The 17,205-nt window shown below is 69.8% G+C and carries 14 protein-coding genes; 10 read left to right on the top strand and 4 right to left on the bottom strand.

Going from position 1 to position 17,205, the window contains the following annotated elements; all coding sequences use genetic code 11:
• Window positions 1-97 precede the first annotated feature (97 nt).
• The 5 genes from AAG689_RS10035 to AAG689_RS10015 are packed head-to-tail and all read left to right on the top strand — an operon-like array spanning window position 98 to window position 4,624.
• Window positions 98-1,093: a tripartite tricarboxylate transporter substrate binding protein gene (locus tag AAG689_RS10035; protein WP_406625812.1), complete on the top strand. Its 996-nt coding sequence runs from the start codon at window positions 98-100 to the stop codon at window positions 1,091-1,093.
• On the top strand, window positions 1,090-2,010 hold the full coding sequence (locus AAG689_RS10030; protein ID WP_406625811.1) for an alpha/beta fold hydrolase: 921 nt from the start codon (window positions 1,090-1,092) through the stop codon (window positions 2,008-2,010). The genes AAG689_RS10035 and AAG689_RS10030 overlap by 4 nt, the downstream gene beginning before the upstream one ends.
• Window positions 2,011-3,429 carry a 3-isopropylmalate dehydratase large subunit gene (gene leuC, locus AAG689_RS10025; RefSeq protein ID WP_406625810.1) on the top strand — a complete coding sequence of 473 codons (1,419 nt, stop codon included), beginning with the start codon at window positions 2,011-2,013 and terminating at the stop codon, window positions 3,427-3,429.
• The gene (leuD, locus tag AAG689_RS10020; RefSeq protein ID WP_406625809.1) at window positions 3,426-4,103 is read left to right on the top strand and encodes a 3-isopropylmalate dehydratase small subunit; all 678 of its coding nucleotides are present in this window, start codon (window positions 3,426-3,428) and stop codon (window positions 4,101-4,103) included. Before leuC ends, leuD begins: the two co-directional genes overlap by 4 nt.
• Window positions 4,104-4,162: 59 nt before the next feature.
• Entirely contained in the window at window positions 4,163-4,624 is a 462-nt protein-coding gene (locus AAG689_RS10015) for an SRPBCC family protein (protein ID WP_406625808.1), read from the top strand.
• A gap of 49 nt (window positions 4,625-4,673) precedes the next feature.
• Here the strand turns inward: AAG689_RS10015 and AAG689_RS10010 are convergent, their stop codons facing one another.
• Both AAG689_RS10010 and AAG689_RS10005 read right to left on the bottom strand, forming a co-directional pair.
• Complete coding sequence (locus AAG689_RS10010; protein WP_406625807.1) at window positions 4,674-5,540, bottom strand: universal stress protein; 867 nt, start codon at window positions 5,538-5,540, stop codon at window positions 4,674-4,676.
• A gap of 134 nt (window positions 5,541-5,674) precedes the next feature.
• The gene (locus tag AAG689_RS10005; protein WP_406625806.1) at window positions 5,675-6,595 is read right to left on the bottom strand and encodes a LysR family transcriptional regulator; all 921 of its coding nucleotides are present in this window, start codon (window positions 6,593-6,595) and stop codon (window positions 5,675-5,677) included.
• Window positions 6,596-6,678: 83 nt separating this feature from the next.
• Between AAG689_RS10005 and AAG689_RS10000 the strand changes: the two genes are divergently transcribed.
• The 3 genes from AAG689_RS10000 to AAG689_RS09990 are packed head-to-tail and all read left to right on the top strand — an operon-like array spanning window position 6,679 to window position 9,415.
• Complete coding sequence (locus AAG689_RS10000) at window positions 6,679-8,031, top strand: acyclic terpene utilization AtuA family protein (protein ID WP_406625805.1); 1,353 nt, start codon at window positions 6,679-6,681, stop codon at window positions 8,029-8,031.
• Window positions 8,032-8,035: 4 nt separating this feature from the next.
• Window positions 8,036-8,401: a hypothetical protein gene (locus tag AAG689_RS09995; RefSeq protein WP_406625804.1), complete on the top strand. Its 366-nt coding sequence runs from the start codon at window positions 8,036-8,038 to the stop codon at window positions 8,399-8,401.
• 36 nt (window positions 8,402-8,437) lie between these two features.
• The gene (locus AAG689_RS09990; protein WP_020229536.1) at window positions 8,438-9,415 is read left to right on the top strand and encodes a tripartite tricarboxylate transporter substrate binding protein; all 978 of its coding nucleotides are present in this window, start codon (window positions 8,438-8,440) and stop codon (window positions 9,413-9,415) included.
• Window positions 9,416-9,417: 2 nt separating this feature from the next.
• On the opposite strand, the gene AAG689_RS09985 is transcribed toward AAG689_RS09990, so the two are convergent.
• Window positions 9,418-11,667, bottom strand: a complete 2,250-nt coding sequence (locus tag AAG689_RS09985) for a diguanylate cyclase domain-containing protein (protein ID WP_406625803.1) — start codon at window positions 11,665-11,667, stop codon at window positions 9,418-9,420.
• 44 nt (window positions 11,668-11,711) lie between these two features.
• Window positions 11,712-12,773: an AI-2E family transporter gene (locus AAG689_RS09980; protein ID WP_406625802.1), complete on the bottom strand. Its 1,062-nt coding sequence runs from the start codon at window positions 12,771-12,773 to the stop codon at window positions 11,712-11,714.
• Window positions 12,774-12,995: 222 nt separating this feature from the next.
• On the opposite strand from AAG689_RS09980, the gene AAG689_RS09975 reads away from it, so the two are divergent.
• Together AAG689_RS09975 and odhB are read left to right on the top strand one after the other, a co-directional pair.
• Window positions 12,996-15,875: a 2-oxoglutarate dehydrogenase E1 component gene (locus AAG689_RS09975; protein WP_406625801.1), complete on the top strand. Its 2,880-nt coding sequence runs from the start codon at window positions 12,996-12,998 to the stop codon at window positions 15,873-15,875.
• A gap of 54 nt (window positions 15,876-15,929) precedes the next feature.
• Entirely contained in the window at window positions 15,930-17,183 is a 1,254-nt protein-coding gene (odhB, locus tag AAG689_RS09970) for a 2-oxoglutarate dehydrogenase complex dihydrolipoyllysine-residue succinyltransferase (RefSeq protein ID WP_406625800.1), read from the top strand.
• Window positions 17,184-17,205 lie beyond the last annotated feature (22 nt).

Genomic DNA, 17,205 nt, shown 5'->3' with positions numbered 1-17,205 from the left:
CGTTTGATTTATGAATGAAATAAACCGGCAGGACTTTATGCGATTTTTATTCACTCATACCATTGGCCCGATACCCACAAGCACAGGAGACAAGCCCATGACCATCCACTCCACCTCTTTCCCCCGCGCCACCCGCCGCTTCGCGCTGGGCGCGCTGGCCGGCCTGGCGCTGGCCGCCACGGGCGCCATCGCGCAAAGCTATCCGACCAAGCCGGTCAGGCTCGTCGTGCCCTACGCGGCGGGCGGCAGTGCCGACATCGCCGCGCGGCTGATCACCGACGAATGGGCCCGCGCGCTCAGCGGCACGATGTTCGTCGAGAACAAGGGCGGCGCGGGCGGCAACATCGGCGTGGACATGGTGGCCAAGGCCCCGGCCGACGGCTACACCATCGGCCTGCAGACCGTGTCGCTGGCGATCAACCCGTCGCTCACGCCGAAGATGCCCTACGACACGCTGAAGGACCTGGCGCCCATCGGCATGGTGGCCAGTTCCCAGCACGTGCTGGTGGTGAACAACGACCTGCCCGCGCGCGACGTGAAGGAGCTGGTGGCGCTGCTCAAGGCCCAACCGGGCCGGTATTCCTACGGCTCGGCGGGGCCGGGCAGCACCTTCCACATGTCGGCCGAGCTGTTCAAGGCCGTCGCGGGCACGGACGTGGTGCACGTGCCCTACCGCGGCGGCGGCCCGGCGCTGGTGGACACCATGTCGGGCCAAGTGGCGATGAGCTTCCCCGTGCTCTCGGCCGCGCGCCCGCACGTGCAGGCGGGCAAGCTGCGCGCGCTGGGCGTGACGGGGCCGCAGCGCTCGGCGCTGCTGCCCGACGTGCCCACCATCGCCGAGGCCGGCGTGCCCGGCTATGCGTTCGAGACCTGGTTCATGGTCTTCGCGCCCGCCGGCACGCCGCAGCCCGTGCTGGACAAGCTCAATGCCACGCTGAACCAGGCGCTGGGCTCATCCGCGCTGAAGGAGCGCATGGTGCGCGAAGGCTTCGATCCCCTGCCCACCACCCCCGCGCAGGCGCGCACGCGCCTGCAGAGCGAACTGGGCCAGTGGGCCAAGCTGATCAAGGAGCGTGGCATCACCGCCGAATGACGACCATGACCGACGACCTCGCCAGCCTCTACCCTGGCTTCGCCGCGCAGCACGTTCCCGTGGGCGGCGGCGTGCAGCTCCACGCCCTCACGGGCGGCGAGGGGCCGCCGCTGCTGCTGGTGCACGGCCATCCGCAGACCCTGGCCATCTGGCACAAGGTGGCGCCGCGCCTGGCGCGGCATTTCTCGCTGGTTCTGGTGGACCTGCGCGGCTATGGCGACTCCGCCAAGCCCGCGCCGGGCGAGGGCGGCGAGGCCTATGCCAAGCGCCTGATGGCCGCCGACCTGCTGGCCGTGATGCGTCACCTGGGCCATGCGCGCTTCGCCGTGCTGGCCCACGACCGGGGCGCGCGCGTGGCGCACCGCCTCGCGGCGGACCACCCCGGCGCGGTGCGGCGCCTGGCGCTGCTGGACGTGGCGCCCACGCTGGCGATGTACGAGCAGGCGGGTGACGCCTTCGCGCGCGCCTACTGGCACTGGTTCTTCCTGATCCAGCCCGCACCGCTGCCCGAGCGGCTCATCGAGGCCGACCCCGCCGCCTACGTGCGCGACGTCATGGGCCGGCGCAGCGCCGGGCTGGCGCCGTTCCACGCCCGCGCGCTCGCCGAATACCAGCGCTGCATCGCGCTGCCCGGCGCGGCGGCGGGCATCTGCGGGGACTACCGTGCCAGCGCCGGCATCGACCTGGCGCACGACCGCGCCGACCGCGACGCAGGCCGGCTCCTGCCCATGCCGCTGCTGGCCCTGTGGGGCGAGCAGGGCGTGGTGCACCGCTGCTTCGACCCGCTGGCCGAGTGGAGCCGCGTGGCGCGCGACGTGCGCGGCCACCCGCTGCCCTGCGGCCACTACATCGCCGAGGAAGCGCCCGACGCGCTGCTGGACGCGGCGCTGCCTTTCCTTTTGCAAGGAGACGACTGAATGAGCACCCCGCGCACCCTCTACCGCAAGCTGGTCGACAGCCACACCGTGGCCGCGCTCGACGCGCAGAACGTGCTGCTGTTCTGCGACCTGCACCTGATGAACGAATACACCAGCCCCCAGGCCTTCGCCGGCCTGCACGCCGCAGGGCGCGGCGTGCCCGTGCCGGGGCAGAACGTGGCGGTGGTGAGCCACATCATCCCCACGCACCCGGTGCGCCACCGCGTGATCCAGGACCCGCCCTCGGCCCTGCAGGCCACGAACCTCAAGGCCAACTGCGACCGCCACGGCATCCCGCTGTTCGACACCAACGACCCGCTGCAGGGCATCGAGCACGTGGTGGCGCCGGAGCACGGCATGGTGCGCCCCGGCATGGTCATCCTCTGCGGCGACAGCCACACCACCACCTACGGCGCGTTGGGCGCGCTGGGCTTCGGCATCGGCACGTCGGAGGTCGAGCACGTGCTGGCCACGCAGACCCTGGCCTACCGCCTGGCGCGGGACATGCGCATCCGCGTGGACGGCGCGCTGCCGCCCGGCACCACGGCCAAGGACCTGGTGCTCTGCCTCATCAGCCGCATCGGCGCGCAGGGCGCGCGGGGCTACGTGGTGGAGTTCTGCGGCGCGGCCATCGAGGCGCTGTCGGTGGAGGCGCGCTTCACCCTGTGCAACATGGCCGTGGAGGCCGGTGCGCGCGGCGCGCTGATCGCGCCGGACGACAAGGCCATTGCCTACGTGCTGGAGCGCGCGCCCGACGTCGCGGGCGAGGTGCGCGCGCAGGCCCTCGCGCACTGGGCCACGCTGCGCAGCGACGAGGACGCGCCGTTCGACGTGGAGCACCGCCTCGACGCCGCCGATGTGGCCCCCTTCGTCACCTGGGGCACCAGCCCCGACCAGGCCGTGGCCGTCACCGGCACGGTGCCGCTGCCCCAGAGCCTGCCCGACCCGGTGCAGCGCGCCAGCGCCGAGCAGGCGCTGCGCTACACGGGCCTGGCGCCCGGCGCCGCGCTGGACGGCGTGCCGGTGCAGCACGTGTTCATCGGCTCGTGCACCAATGCGCGCATCGAAGACCTGCGCGAGGTCGCCCGCGTGGTCGGCACGCGCCACGTGGCCGAGGGCGTGCGCGCCATGGTCGTGCCGGGCTCGGGCGCCGTGCGCCGCCAGGCGGAGGAGGAGGGCATCGCCCAGCGCCTGCAGGCCGCCGGCTTCGAATGGCGCCAGCCCGGCTGCTCCATGTGCCTGGCGATGAACGACGACGTGCTCGCCCCCGGCCAGCGCTGCGCCTCCACCACCAACCGCAATTTCGAGGGCCGCCAGGGCCGGGGCGCGATCACGCACCTGATGAGCCCCGCCATGGCCGCCGCCGCCGCCGTCACCGGCCGCATCACCGACGTGCGCCGCCTGGAGCCCACCGCATGAACACAGCACCCGAGAAGCACACCGTGATCCACGGCCGCGCCGCCGCCCTGGACATCGCCAACCTGGACACCGACCAGATCATGCCCAAGCAGTTCCTGCGCGGCATCGACAAGGCGGACCTCGCCCAGGGCCTGCTCTACGACCTGCGCTTCGACGCGCAGGGCCGCGCGCGGCCGGACTGCGTGCTCAACCGCCCCGCGTTCGCCGGCGTGAACGTGCTGCTGGCCGGCCCCAACTACGGCTGCGGCTCCAGCCGCGAGCATGCGGTGTGGGGCATGCAGCAGTTCGGCTTCGAGGCGGTGGTGGCGCCGAGCTTCGGCGAAATCTTCTATTCCAACGCCGTCAACAACCGCCTGCTGCCCGCCATGGTCTCCGAGGCCGACGCCGCCGCGCTGCTGCGTGAGGCGGCCGCCAGCGACGCGCCGCTGGCGGTGGAGATCGACCTGCAGCGCCTGCAGGTGCGCACGCCCGCGCTGTGCGCGCCGTTCACCCTGTCGGAGCGCCACCAGTGCATGTTCCTCGACGGGCTGGATCTGATCGGCGCGTCTCTCACCCACGCGGCGCAGATCGCGGCCTTCGCCCAGGCGCACTGGCGGCGCCAGCCCTGGGTGCGCGACGTGGCGGCGCGCACGCGCGCGCGGCTGGCTGGCGCAACTGGTAACACGGGCGGGTGACGGCGTGCCACCATGGACCCACGGCGCATGTGCGCCGCGTGCCTCCGGGAGCCTTTGCGATGAATTCCTCCGCTGATTCGCCATCCACCGTGTGCCTGCACCGCGTGCTGCGCGCACCGCCCGAGCGGGTGTACCGCGCCTTCCTGGACGCGGACGCCATGGCCAAGTGGCTGCCGCCCTTCGGCTTCACCGGGCGCGTGCACAGCCTGGACGCGCGCGTGGGCGGCAGCTACCGCATGTCGTTCACCAACCTGAGCAACGGGCAGCAGCATGCCTTCGGCGGCACCTACCTGGAGCTGGTGCCGGGCCAGCGGCTGCGCTATAGCGACGTGTTCGAAGACCCCGGCCTGCCCGGGGAGATGATCACCACGGTGGAGCTGCGTGCGGTGTCCGTGGGCACGGAACTGGCCGTGGTGCAGGAAGGCATTCCCGCCGTCATTCCAGCCGAGGCCTGCTACCTGGGCTGGCAGGAGTCGCTGCTGCAGCTGGCGCAATTGGTGGAAGCACAGGGAGAGGGTTGAGCATCAGATCGCCCTCCAGCGCTTGGCTGGCAAGCGCTGGCAGCTCTCATTAATGGAGCACCACGACCGGTACGGTGCACAGCCGCAGCAGGGCCGTGGTGGTGCTGCCCACGATGAGCTGGCGGATGCGCGAGTGCCCGTAGGCGCCCAGCACCAGCAGCACGTTGCCGTGCGACTGGAGCAGGGCGGGGATAGCCTCCTCGGGCACGCCGGGCACGATCTGCGTGGTGATGTCGAAGCCCGCCTGCTCCAGGCGCGCCTGCGCGCCCTGCATGCGCTCGAGCATCTCCACCGTGGGCTCCCCCGCCATCGCCAGCAGGCCGGGCATGCCGCGCAGCAGCGGGCTGCGTGCGACGGCTTCCACGGCGCGGTGGGCGGTGGCGCTGCCGTCGTAGGCGAGGACGAAGCCGCCCGGCGCAGTGAAGTCGGGCATGGTCATCACCATGACGGGCTGGCGCACGTTGCGGATCACGCTCTCCACGCGGTGGTCCAGCCGCAGCTTGCGCGGGCTGCTGGCGCGGTAGTTGCGCCCCAGCACGAACAGGCGTGCGCTGGCTTCGTGCTCCAGCAGCACGTCGGTCAGCTCGCCGTGGCGCAGCAGCACGTCCAGCGCGGGCACGCTGTCTACTTCGACGCGGGCCTGCGCATCGGACAGCATGCGCCGCGCGGCCTCCTGGGCCACCTGGCTGCGCTCCTCGTCCAGGGCGTTGAGCCGCTGCAGCAGCAGGTCCTGCGCGCCCATGCCGATCACCCCACTGTAGTCGCCCACGGGGGGCATGGGTTCGGGCCGCTCCAGCGCGTGCAGCAGCGCCAGGGGCGCCTGCAGCCGGCGCGCGGCCCAGGCGGCGCCGTCCACCACGGCGTGGGTGGTGGCCAGGCCGTCGATGCAGGCGTAGATGGTGTTGGGCGTGGTCATGGTCTTCTCCTGGAGTAGCGGGCCTGGCCCGAGTGTGTCACCGGGGGCGCGGCAGTGCCAAGCCGGTACCGCCGACCAGGGTGGGGAATATGCATGAAAAATGCCTCCAGCGCTTATGTGGCAAGCGCGAGAAGCTATCGTTTGGATAGCATCTCCTGCGGCGGGCGCTGGCGCATCACCTGCGTATAAAGCGCCTGCGCCGCCACCGACAGGCCCCGGTCGCGCCGGCGCACCAGGTAGATCTGCCGCGTCAGGCCCGGCAGGTGCAGCGGCCGCGTGACCAGCCCTTCCTGCTGGAAGTGGAACAGCGTGAGCGTGGGCACCACGCTGATGCCCAGCCCCGCGCGCACCATGCCCATCACGGTGGCGAGCTGCTCGACCTCCATCAGCGTGTGCATGGCCTGCGGGTGGAAGGCGGCCTCCAGGTACTGCCGCACGCTGCTGTGGCGCGCCAGGTGGATGAACGGCCAGGCGGCCAGCGCGCGCAACTGGGCCGCGCCGGCGGCGGGCAGGCGCCGCCGGGCCAGAGGATGGTCGGCCCGGCACACCAGGTGGAAGCCGTCGCTGCAAAACGGCTCGGCCTGGAGCTCGGGCGTGTCGGCGCGGATGGCGGCCAGCGCGAAGTCGGCCTTGCCCGTGGCGACGCGCTCGATGCAGGACTCGGAGAGCACGTCGGCGATGTCCAGCTCGATGCCCGGGTGCTCCGCGCGGTAGCGCGCCAGCACGCCGGGCAGCCAGCCCGCCGCCAGCGAGGGCAGCAGCGCGATCGCCACGCGCCCGCGCCGCAGCGTGGCCGCGTCGCGCATGGCGCCCAGGGCGCTGTCCACCTCGGCGCGGATGCGGCGGGCGGCCTCCAGGAAATTCTCGCCCTCGGCCGTCAGGTCCACGTGGCGGGTGCTGCGGTCGAACAGGCGCAAGCCCAGGCCGTCCTCCAGCGCGCGGATGAGGGCGCTGAAGGCGGGCTGCGACAGGTGGCACTGCGCCGCCGCGCGCGTGAAGCTGCGCTGCGCGGTCAGCGCCAGGAAAGCGTCGATCTGGCGGGAGGAGATATTCATTCGAAATACAGATGAATTGATCCTGACAATCTATTTCACAAAACAACGCCGCCAGCCTACATTGGCTTGCAGGAGACAACCAGATGGACAACACGCAACCCCTGCACATCGGCTGCGCGGCGGGCTTCTCGGGCGACCGCACCGATGCGGCGGCGCCCGTGGTCGAGGCGCTGATCGCCAGCGGCCGCCCGGCGGTGCTGATCTTCGAGACGCTGGCCGAGCGCACGCTGGCGCTCGCCCAGCTGGCGCGCCGCAGCCAGCCGGACGCAGGCTACGAGCCGCTGCTGGACGACCTGCTGCGCCCCGTGCTCGCGCGCTGCCTCGCGCACGGTGTGCGCATCGTGAGCAACTTCGGCGCGGCCAATCCCCACGGCGCCGCACGGCGCATCGTCCAACTGGCGCAGGAGCTCGGCGCCCGCGCGCCGCGCATCGCGGTCGTTCACGGCGACGACCTGAGCGGCCCGCAGCACCGCGGCATGCTGGCCCAGGCGCTGGGCGATCGCATGCCCACCGAGCCCATCGCCAGCGCCAACGCCTACATCGGCGCGCAGCCCATCGCCGATGCGCTGCGTGCGGGTGCCGACGTGGTGGTCTGTGGCCGTGTGGCCGACCCTTCGCTGGTACTGGGCCCGGCGCTCGCGCATTTCGGCTGGCGCATGGACGACTGGGATCGCCTTGCGCGCGCCACCATGGCCGGGCACCTGCTCGAATGCGGCTCGCAGGTCACGGGCGGCTACTTCGCCGACCCTGGCTACAAGGACGTGCCGGGCCTCGCGCGCCTGGGCTATCCCATCGCCGAGATCGACCCCGACGGCCACTGCACCATCGCCAAGCCCGCGGGCACGGGCGGGCGCATCGACGAGCGCACGGTCAAGGAACAGCTGCTCTACGAACTGCACGACCCCGCCGCCTACCTCACGCCCGACGTGGTGGCCGACATCACGGCTGCCCGCGTAGCGCAGGCCGGCCCGGACCGCGTGCGCCTCGAAGGCGTGCGCGGCCATGCGCGTCCCGACACGCTCAAGGTCAACGTGTGCTTCGAGTCGGGCTGGTTCGCCGAGGGCGAGATTTCCTACGCCGGCCCCCGCGCCGCCGAGCGCGCGCGGCTCGCGGGCCAAGTGCTGCGCGAGCGGCTGGCCGGCGTGGCGCCGCTGCGCATCGACCTGATCGGCGTGGCCAGCATCTTCGAGGGCGACGACAGCGCCTGGCTCGAAGGCCCGCTGCCGCCGGGAGTGCAGGACGTGCGCCTGCGCGCCGCATGGCAGTTGCCCTCCCATGCCGATGCCCAGCGCCTCGTGCGCGAGGTCACCGCGCTCTATTGCGCCGGCCCTGCCGGCGGCGGCGGCGTGCGCACGGCCATGCGGCCGCGCCTGGGCACCGTCTCATGCCTGGTGCCGCGCGCGGCCGTCGAAACCGGCTTCACGATGATGGAGTGACGCGATGACCGATACCGTATTCACCGTGCCCCTGTACCGCCTGGCCCACGGCCGCACCGGCGACAAGGGCGACCGCTCCAACATCAGCGTGATCGCATGGCACCCCGCGCTCTGGGATCTGCTGGCCGCGCAGGTCACCGAGGAGGCCGTGGCCCGCCAGTTCGCGCGCCGCCGCCCCTCCCGCGTCACGCGCCACTTGCTGCCGAACCTGCACGCGATGAACTTCGTGCTCGACGGCGTGCTCGACGGCGGCGTGAACGACGCGCTGAACCTCGACAGCCATGGCAAGGCGCTCTCGTTCCTGCTGCTGGACATGCCCGTGCAGGTGCCCGCCAGCCTGCAGCCGCATCTCGCGGGCCCGCCCGCCTGACCTCTTTCCCATCCACGAACCCAAGGAGACAAAACCATGAACCGCACCGCATCCCGCCGCCACGCCATTGCCGCAGCCGCCGCGCTGGCCTTCTGCGGCCTGGCGCACGCCCAGGCGCCTGCCTATCCGGCCAAGGCCATCACCTTCGTCGTGCCGTTCGCGGCGGGCAGCGCCACCGACCAGCTCGCCCGCGCGCTGGGCCAGTCCGTCACCACCGACACCAAGCAGCCCGTGGTGGTGGACAACAAGGCGGGTGCGAGCGGCATGATCGCCGCGCAGGCCGTGGCCAAGGCGCCGGCCGACGGCTACACGGTGCTCATCACCACCAATACCACGCATGCGGCCAACGAGCACCTGTACAAGAAGCTGTCCTACGACCCGGTGAAGGACTTCGCACCCGTGACCGGCCTGGGCAAGGGCGGCCAGGTGCTGGTGGTGAATGCCGGCGCTCCCTACAAGAGCGTGGCCGACGTGCTGGCCGCCGCGAAGAAGAGCCCGGGCAAGCTGACCTTCGGCAGCGGCAGCTCCTCCAGCCGCATGGCCGGGGAGATGCTCAAGCAACTCGCGGGCGTGGACATCCTGCACGTGCCCTACAAGAGCAACCCGCTGGCCATCACCGACCTGCTGGGCGGGCAGATCGACCTGATGATCACCGACACCTCCACGGGCGTGCCGCAGATCAAGGCGGGCAAGCTGCGTGCGCTGGGCTATTCCACCCAGAAGCGCAGCACGCAGCTGCCCGACGTGCCCACCATCGCCGAGGCGGGCGTGAAGGGCTACGACATGGGCTATTGGTTCGCGGCCTACGTGCCCGACGGCACGCCCGCCCCCGTGGTGGCGCGGCTGAACGAGTTGCTGGGCAAGGCCACGAAGAGCGCGGCGGCGCAGTCGTTCTTCGCCACGGCGGGTTCCGAGGCATGGACGACGACGCCCGAGGAGCTGGCCAAGTTCCAGACCGAGGAAACGCGCAAGTGGGGCCAGGTCATCAAGGCGGCGGGCATCGAGCCTGAATGAGGTCAGGCGGACGCGGGAACCCGCTCGGGTTCGGCGTCCGCACCCACGTAGAGGCGGAACTGGCTGCGCCCGTTGCGCTTGGCGGCATACATGGCCGTGTCGGCGCAGCGGGCCAGCTCCTCGAACGTCTGCCCGGGGCCGGGGTAGAGGGCGATGCCGCCGCTCAGGCCGATGCGCACGGCCCGGCCTTGCAGGTCGAAAGGGGCTTCGCACGCAGCCATCATCTTGCGCGCGACCACGCAGGCCTGCTCCGCAGTGTCCAGCGCGGGCAGCAGCACCACGAATTCGTCGCCCCCCTGGCGGCACACGGTGTCGGAGCCGCGCACGGCAGCGGTGAGGCGCTGCGCCACCTGCACCAGCAGCAGGTCGCCCGCGTCGTGGCCCAGCGTGTCGTTGACCTGCTTGAACCCGTCCAGGTCGAGGTACAGCAGCGCCAGCGTGTGGCCGTCGCGCTTCGCGTGGGCCATGGCCTGCTGGGCACGGTCCTGCAGCAGCACGCGGTTCGGCAGGTTGGTGAGCACGTCGTGCTGCGCCAGATGCGCCATGCGGCGCGACAGGGCCATGGCCTCGGTCACGTCGCGCAGGACGATCACCGCGCCGGTGACCTGCCCGTGGCGGTCGGTGATGGGGCTGGCGGATTCCTCGATGTCCACCAGCCGGCCGTCGCGGCGGCGCAGCACCAGCCCGCGCTGGGAGGCGGCGCCCGAGCCCGCGAGCACGCGCACAACGGGGCTGGAGGCATCGCCCTGGTGCGCGGGCATCTGCAGCGGGGCCACCTCGTCCACGTGCCGGTCGGCGGCGTCGAAGGCCTGCCAGCCCGTGGCCAGCTCCGCCATCGGGTTGAGGTAGGTGACGTGGCCGCGCGCATCGGTGCAGATCACGGCGTCGCCGATGGACTGCAGCGTGAGCCGCACCATCTCCTTTTCCTCGAAGAGCAGGTCCTCCATGTGCTTGCGCTCGGTGAGGTCGTCGATCTGCACGAAGAAGCCCTGCACCTGGGCGTCCTCGACGTCGGGGATGTAGGAGACCTGCAGGTGGCACTCCTGCCCCGAAGGCAGGCGCACGCTGCGCTCATAGGTCTGCCGCTGCCCTTCGAGGGCCCGCTCCACATGGGAGCGTATCTGCCCGTAGGTCAGCTCGCCGACGATCTCGGGCAGTTGCTGGGCACGCAGTTGCTCGGCGCTGACGCCCAGCCAGTCCTGGTAGGCCTGGTTCGCGAAGCGGTTGCGCAGGCCCCTGTCCCAGTAGCCGACGAAGGAGGGCAGGTTGTTCAGGATGGTGCGCAGGTCGTGTTCCGCCTGCTTGAGCTGCGTGCCGATGTCCTGGCGGCGCCGGAGCTCGCGCGCGAACAGCTGCGTGAGGCCCACGCCACAGGCCATGAGCAGCAGCGCGAAGCCGCCCAGCACCAGCGCGCTGCGGCGCCACTGGGCCAGGATGGTGTCCACCGACTGGCCCACGCTCACGATGAGCGGGTAGCCGTCCACGTGCCGGAAGGCGTGCAGGCGGCGCTCGCCGTCCTGCACGTCGGGCCCGGTGAAGGTGCCGTGCCCGCTGGCATTCAGCCAGGCGAGGTGCTGGGCGTCGAGGAGGGCGGGCTCCTGCGGCCCCGCGGGGAACTGGGCCACGGCACTGCCGTCGTGGCGCCACAGGTCGATGCGGCTCATGGCGCCCAGGTCCACCGAGGCGAACAACTCCTTGAAGTATTCGATGCGGATCGCGCCGACCACCACGCCAGCGAAACTGCCGTCGCTGTGGAAGTAGGCGCGGCTCATGGGCAGGCTGTGGGCACCGTCCGCCAGCCGGGAGCGGATGGGCGCGCCGATGTACAGCCCCTGGTAGCCGTCGCGCAGGTGGGCGCGGAAATACTCCCGGTCGGCCAGGTTGATCTTGCGCGGTGCGGCGTATTCGGAGTCGAGCACCACGTCGCCGTTGGCGTCCAGCACGGCGACGGAGCCCAGGCCGCGGGTGCGCAGCGAGTGGTCGAACAGCAGCGCGTGGCGCATGCCCGGCGGGATGGCCTGCAGGTCGTACTGGCCCAGCGTGTTGACGACGCCCGCCAGCGAGTGGTCGAAGCCGGTGACGGTACGCGCGATGTTCTGCTCGATCGTGTGGGCCAGCGTGGAATTGATGTGCCGCGCGTAGGCCCACTGGTCGTCGCGGATCGTGAGGATGGCGCGGGCGAACAGGGCGCCCACCCCGAGAGACAGCACGAGTGCCAGGGTGACCAGGCTGCGGGACGACGCGATGCGCATGGGAGGGTCTGTGGCGCGTGGATGTCAGCGCGCCGTGCGGAGCGTCATTCGGCGGGGGGCGGAGCGGGTGGCGGGGCGAACAGGTCCCATGTGGCCATGAACAGGGCAGCGATGACGGGGCCGATCACGAAACCGGTGAGGCCGAACAGCGCCATTCCGCCCAGCGTGGAGATGAGCACCACGTAGTCGGGCATCTTCGTGTCCTTGCCCACCAGAACGGGGCGCAGCAGGTTGTCCACCAGCCCGATGACGCAGATGCCGTAGGCCGTGAGCGTGATGGCCTGCCAGGTGGCGCCTGTGGCCAGGAAATAGATGGCCACGGGGCCCCAGATCAGGCTGGCGCCCACGGCGGGCAGCAGCGACAGGAAGGCCATCAGAACGCCCCACATCACGGGTCCCTGGATGTCCAGCACCCAGAAGATCAGCCCGCCCAGCGCCCCCTGGGCGGCGGCCACCGCGATGTTGCCCTTGACCGTGGCACGGGTCACGGTGATGAACTTGCGCGCCAGCTGCCGCTTGTGCTGGTCGTCCATCGGGATCGCGTCGCGCACGCGGGTGGCGAGCTGCACGCCGTCGCGCAGCAGGAAGAACAGCAGGTAGAGCATCACGCCGAAGCTCACGATGAACTGCAGCGTGTTCTGGCCCACGTCCAGCGCCTTGGTCGCCAGGAACTGGCTGGCCTGGGCTCCCACAGAGGCCAGCCGCGCCTGCAGCTCGGCCACGGAGGTGAGGTGGAAGCGGTCCAGCAGCGCCAGCAGCCAGGCGGGCAGCGCCGCCAGCACCTGCTGCAGGTAGGCGCCGTAGTTGAGCTGCCCCGAACGCATCCGTTCGTAGGCGACGCTGGCTTCCTGCGCCAGGGACACGCCGATGAGGGCCATCGGCAGGATCACGATCAGCAGGCAGACGCACAGCGTCACGAAGGCCGCGAGGTTGCGCCTGCGCGGCATGCGCCGCAGCAGCTTGCGGTGCAGGGGCGCGAACAGAATGGCGAGCACCACGCCCCAGAACACCGCGCCGTTGAAGGGCCACAGGATGGCGGCGAAGGCCACCGTCACGGCGGCGAGCAGGAGCAGCAGGGTGCGGTTCTGGAGTGCGGAGGACGTCATGTGCGGGTCACGGAAGGGACAGCGCAAATGTAAGCCAGGAGCGCTCCAGGGGGATTCCCCAGGCCGCACGAGGCCACGTGCTGCGGCGTTCGGTGGCACAATAGCGCCCGCAACCAGGCCCCTTCCCCTGCCACAGTCGCATCCGCAAACCGGTTCAGCCGTGACGCGGAAGGTTTACCAACCAGCTAAAGCTTCCTTCAGGGAAGCGGAGGTCAGCGGAATATGAGCGAACCCACGTCCGTCTACCAAGCCTACCAAGGCAACACCTATCTCTTCGGCGGCAATGCGCCCTACGTCGAGGAGATGTACGAAAACTACCTTGCCAACCCGGGTAGCGTGCCGGATTCCTGGCGCGAATACTTTGATGCACTGCAACATGTGCCCGCGGTAGACGGCAGCAATGCCAAGGACGTTCCCCATCTTCCGGTCATCAACGCCTTCGCCGAGCGTGCCAAGCAAGGCGGCACCAAGGTCGTTGTGGCGGCCGGCGCCGATTCCGACCTGGGCCGCAAGCGCACTGCCGTCCAGCAGCTGATCGCCGCCTACCGCAACGTGGGCGCCCGCTGGGCCGACCTGGACCCGCTCAAGCGCACCGAGCGTCCCGAGATTCCCGAGCTCGACCCCGCTTTCTACGGCTTCACCGACGCCGACCAGGAAACCGTGTTCAACACCAGCAACACGTTCTTCGGCAAGGAAAGCATGTCGCTGCGCGAACTGCTCAATGCGCTGCGCGAAACCTATTGCGGCACCATCGGCGTCGAATACATGTACGCCACCGAGCAGAACCAGAAGCGCTGGTGGCAGCAGAAGCTCGAGACGATCCGCAGCAAGCCGAATTTCTCGGCCGAGAAGAAGAAGCGCATCCTCGACCGCCTCACGGCCGCCGAAGGCCTGGAGCGCTACCTGCACACCAAGTACGTCGGCCAGAAGCGCTTCTCCCTCGAAGGCGGCGAGAGCTTCATCGCCGCGATGGACGAGCTCATCAACGACGCGGGCACCCGCGGCGTGCAGGAAGTGGTGATCGGCATGGCCCACCGCGGCCGCCTGAACGTGCTGGTCAACACCCTGGGCAAGATGCCCGGCATGCTGTTCGCCGAGTTCGACCACACCGCGCCCGAGGATCTGCCCTCGGGCGACGTGAAGTACCACCAGGGCTTCAGTTCCGACGTGTCCACCCCCGGCGGCCCGGTGCACCTGTCGCTGGCGTTCAACCCCTCGCACCTGGAGATCGTGAACCCCGTGGTCGAAGGCTCGGTGCGCTCACGCATGGATCGCCGCGGTGACCCCAAGGGCAAGCAGGTGCTGCCCGTGCTGGTGCACGGCGACGCCGCCTTCGCCGGCCAGGGCGTGAACCAGGAAACGCTGGCGCTGGCCCAGACCCGAGGCTACACCACGGGCGGCACGGTGCATCTGATCATCAACAACCAGATTGGCTTCACCACGTCCGACCCGCGCGACACGCGTTCCACGCTCTACTGCACCGATATCGTGAAGATGATCGAGTCGCCCGTGCTGCACGTGAACGGCGACGATCCCGAGGCAGTGTGCCTGGCAGTGCAGTTGGCGCTCGAATTCCGCATGGAGTTCGACAAGGACGTGGTGGTCGACATCGTCTGCTTCCGCAAGCTGGGCCACAACGAGCAGGACACCCCCGCGCTCACCCAGCCGCTGATGTACAAGAAGATCGGCCAGCACCCCGGCACGCGCAAGCTCTACGCCGACAAGCTGGCCGCGCAAGGCCTGGGCGAAACGCTGGGCGATGACATGGTGAAGGCGTACCGCGCCGCAATGGATGCGGGCAAGCACACGGTCGATCCGGTGCTGACCAACTTCAAGAGCAAGTACGCGGTGGACTGGAGTCCCTTCCTGAACCAGAAGTGGACCGACGCCGGCGACACCGCCATCCCCCTGGCCGAATGGAAGCGCCTGGCCGAGAAGATCACCACCATCCCCGCCAGCGTCACGCCGCACGCCCTCGTGAAGAAGGTCTATGACGACCGCGCCGCCATGGGACGCGGCGAGGTCAACGTGGACTGGGGCATGGGCGAGCACATGGCCTTCGCCTCGCTGGTCGCTTCGGGCTACCCCGTGCGCCTGTCGGGCGAGGACTGCGGCCGCGGCACGTTCACGCACCGCCACGCCGTCATCCATGACCAGAAGCGCGAGAAGTGGAGCGAGGGTACCTACGTGCCGCTCTCGAACGTGGCCGACAACCAGGCGCCGTTCGTCGTCATCGACTCCATCCTTTCCGAAGAGGCCGTGCTGGCCTTCGAATACGGCTACGCGTCGAACGACCCCAACACGCTCGTGATCTGGGAAGCGCAGTTCGGCGACTTCGCCAACGGCGCGCAGGTCGTGATCGACCAGTTCATCGCCTCGGGCGAAGTCAAGTGGGGCCGCGTGAACGGCATCACGCTTATGTTGCCGCACGGCTACGAGGGCCAGGGCCCCGAGCACAGCTCGGCCCGTCTGGAACGCTTCATGCAACTCGCGGCCGACGCCAACATGCAGATCGTGCAGCCGACCACGGCCAGCCAGATCTTCCATGTGCTGCGTCGCCAGATGGTGCGCAACCTGCGCAAGCCTCTGGTCATCATGACCCCGAAATCGCTGCTGCGTAACAAGGACGCGACCTCGCCGCTGTCCGAGTTCACCAAGGGCGGCTTCCAGACCGTGATCCCGGAGCAGAACGAGGCCATCGTGAAGAACGCGGCCAAGGTCAAGCGCGTGATCGCCTGCTCGGGCAAGGTGTACTACGACCTCGTGAAGAAGCGCACCGAGAAGGAATCCACCGACGTGGCCATCGTGCGCGTGGAGCAACTCTACCCGTTCCCGCACAAGGCCTTCGCCGCCGAGCTGAAGAAGTACCCCAACGCGACCGACGTGGTGTGGTGCCAGGACGAGCCGCAGAACCAGGGCGCCTGGTTCTTCATCCAGCACAACATCCACGAGAACATGCTCGACGGCCAGAAGCTGGGCTATGCCGGCCGCGCCGCTTCCGCGTCGCCCGCCGTAGGTTACTCGCACCTGCACCAGGACCAGCAGAAGGCGCTGGTCGAGGCCGCGTTCGCCAAGCTCAAGGGTTTTGTCCTGACCAAGTAAGGCCGCAGAACCACACCTCCTCAGAACAAAACACCTGATTGAAAGAATTCCAAAATGGCTATCGTAGAAGTCAAGGTTCCCCAACTGTCCGAATCCGTGGCCGAGGCCACGATGCTGCAATGGAAGAAGAAGGCCGGCGAGGCCGTCGCTGCCGATGAAATACTGATCGAGATCGAGACCGACAAGGTGGTGCTCGAAGTGCCCGCGCCGTCCGCCGGCGTGCTCGCCGAGATCGTGGTGGCCGATGGCGGCACGGTCACGTCGGACCAGCTCATCGCCAAGATCGACACCGAAGGCAAGGCCGGCGCCGCCGCGCCCGCACCTGCCGCGGCTCCGGCACCCGCTGCCGCTCCCGTGGCTGCAGTTCCCGCCGCAGGCGGCAGCAAGGGCGACGTGGCCATGCCCGCCGCCGCCAAGCTGCTGGCCGACAACAACCTGTCCGTGGGCGCCGTGACCGGCACCGGCAAGGACGGCCGCGTGACCAAGGGCGACGTGCTGGCCGCCGTGGCCGGCGGCGTGCAGTCCACCGCCTCCGTGATCCCCACGGGCGTGCCCACCAAGGCGCTGCCGCAGGTGGCGGCCCCTGCCTCCAAGGAAGACCTGGGCGACCGCCCCGAGCAGCGCGTGCCCATGAGCCGCCTGCGCGCCCGTGTGGCCGAGCGCCTGCTGCAGTCGCAGTCCACCAACGCCATCCTGACCACGTTCAACGAAGTGAACATGGCCCCGGTGATGGAGATGCGCAAGAAGTTCCAGGACGCGTTCACCAAGGAACACGGCGTGAAGATCGGCTTCATGTCCTTCTTCGTGAAGGCTGCCGTGCACGCGCTGAAGAAGTTCCCGGTGCTCAACGCCTCGGTGGACGGCAACGACATCGTCTACCACGGCTACTTCGACATCGGTATCGCCGTCGGTTCGCCGCGCGGCCTGGTGGTGCCGATCCTGCGCAACGCCGACCAGATGAGCTTCGCCGACATCGAGAAGAAGATCGCCGAATTCGGCAAGAAGGCGGCCGAGGGCAAGCTGGGCATCGAGGAGATGACCGGCGGCACGTTCTCCATCTCCAACGGCGGCACCTTCGGCTCGATGATGTCCACCCCCATCATCAACCCGCCGCAGTCGGCCATCCTGGGCGTGCACGCCACCAAGGACCGCGCCGTGGTCGAGAACGGCCAAGTGGTCGTGCGCCCGATGAACTACATGGCCATGTCCTACGACCACCGCATCATCGACGGCCGCGAAGCCGTGCTGGGCCTGGTGGCGATGAAGGACGCGCTGGAAGACCCGTCGCGCCTGCTGTTCGACCTGTAACTCCTACAGGCCAAGGCACTGA

The sequence above is a fragment of the Acidovorax sp. SDU_ACID1 genome (genome assembly GCF_045291395.1).
Classification (GTDB): domain Bacteria; phylum Pseudomonadota; class Gammaproteobacteria; order Burkholderiales; family Burkholderiaceae_C; genus MR-S7.
The sequence above is the reverse complement of the archived record's forward strand: the minus strand, read 5'-3'. Positions and strand labels throughout refer to the sequence as shown.

What these genes read in the sequence shown, in the direction of transcription:
- AAG689_RS10035 (WP_406625812.1), top strand. Translation starts at nt 98, where the DNA reads ATGACCATCCACTCCACCTCTTTCCCCCGCGCCACCCGCCGCTTCGCG.
- AAG689_RS10030 (WP_406625811.1), top strand. Translation starts at nt 1,090, where the DNA reads ATGACGACCATGACCGACGACCTCGCCAGCCTCTACCCTGGCTTCGCC.
- leuC (WP_406625810.1), top strand. Translation starts at nt 2,011, where the DNA reads ATGAGCACCCCGCGCACCCTCTACCGCAAGCTGGTCGACAGCCACACC.
- leuD (WP_406625809.1), top strand. Translation starts at nt 3,426, where the DNA reads ATGAACACAGCACCCGAGAAGCACACCGTGATCCACGGCCGCGCCGCC.
- AAG689_RS10015 (WP_406625808.1), top strand. Translation starts at nt 4,163, where the DNA reads ATGAATTCCTCCGCTGATTCGCCATCCACCGTGTGCCTGCACCGCGTG.
- AAG689_RS10010 (WP_406625807.1), bottom strand. Translation starts at nt 5,540, where the DNA reads ATGACCACGCCCAACACCATCTACGCCTGCATCGACGGCCTGGCCACC.
- AAG689_RS10005 (WP_406625806.1), bottom strand. Translation starts at nt 6,595, where the DNA reads ATGAATATCTCCTCCCGCCAGATCGACGCTTTCCTGGCGCTGACCGCG.
- AAG689_RS10000 (WP_406625805.1), top strand. Translation starts at nt 6,679, where the DNA reads ATGGACAACACGCAACCCCTGCACATCGGCTGCGCGGCGGGCTTCTCG.
- AAG689_RS09995 (WP_406625804.1), top strand. Translation starts at nt 8,036, where the DNA reads ATGACCGATACCGTATTCACCGTGCCCCTGTACCGCCTGGCCCACGGC.
- AAG689_RS09990 (WP_020229536.1), top strand. Translation starts at nt 8,438, where the DNA reads ATGAACCGCACCGCATCCCGCCGCCACGCCATTGCCGCAGCCGCCGCG.
- AAG689_RS09985 (WP_406625803.1), bottom strand. Translation starts at nt 11,667, where the DNA reads ATGCGCATCGCGTCGTCCCGCAGCCTGGTCACCCTGGCACTCGTGCTG.
- AAG689_RS09980 (WP_406625802.1), bottom strand. Translation starts at nt 12,773, where the DNA reads ATGACGTCCTCCGCACTCCAGAACCGCACCCTGCTGCTCCTGCTCGCC.
- AAG689_RS09975 (WP_406625801.1), top strand. Translation starts at nt 12,996, where the DNA reads ATGAGCGAACCCACGTCCGTCTACCAAGCCTACCAAGGCAACACCTAT.
- odhB (WP_406625800.1), top strand. Translation starts at nt 15,930, where the DNA reads ATGGCTATCGTAGAAGTCAAGGTTCCCCAACTGTCCGAATCCGTGGCC.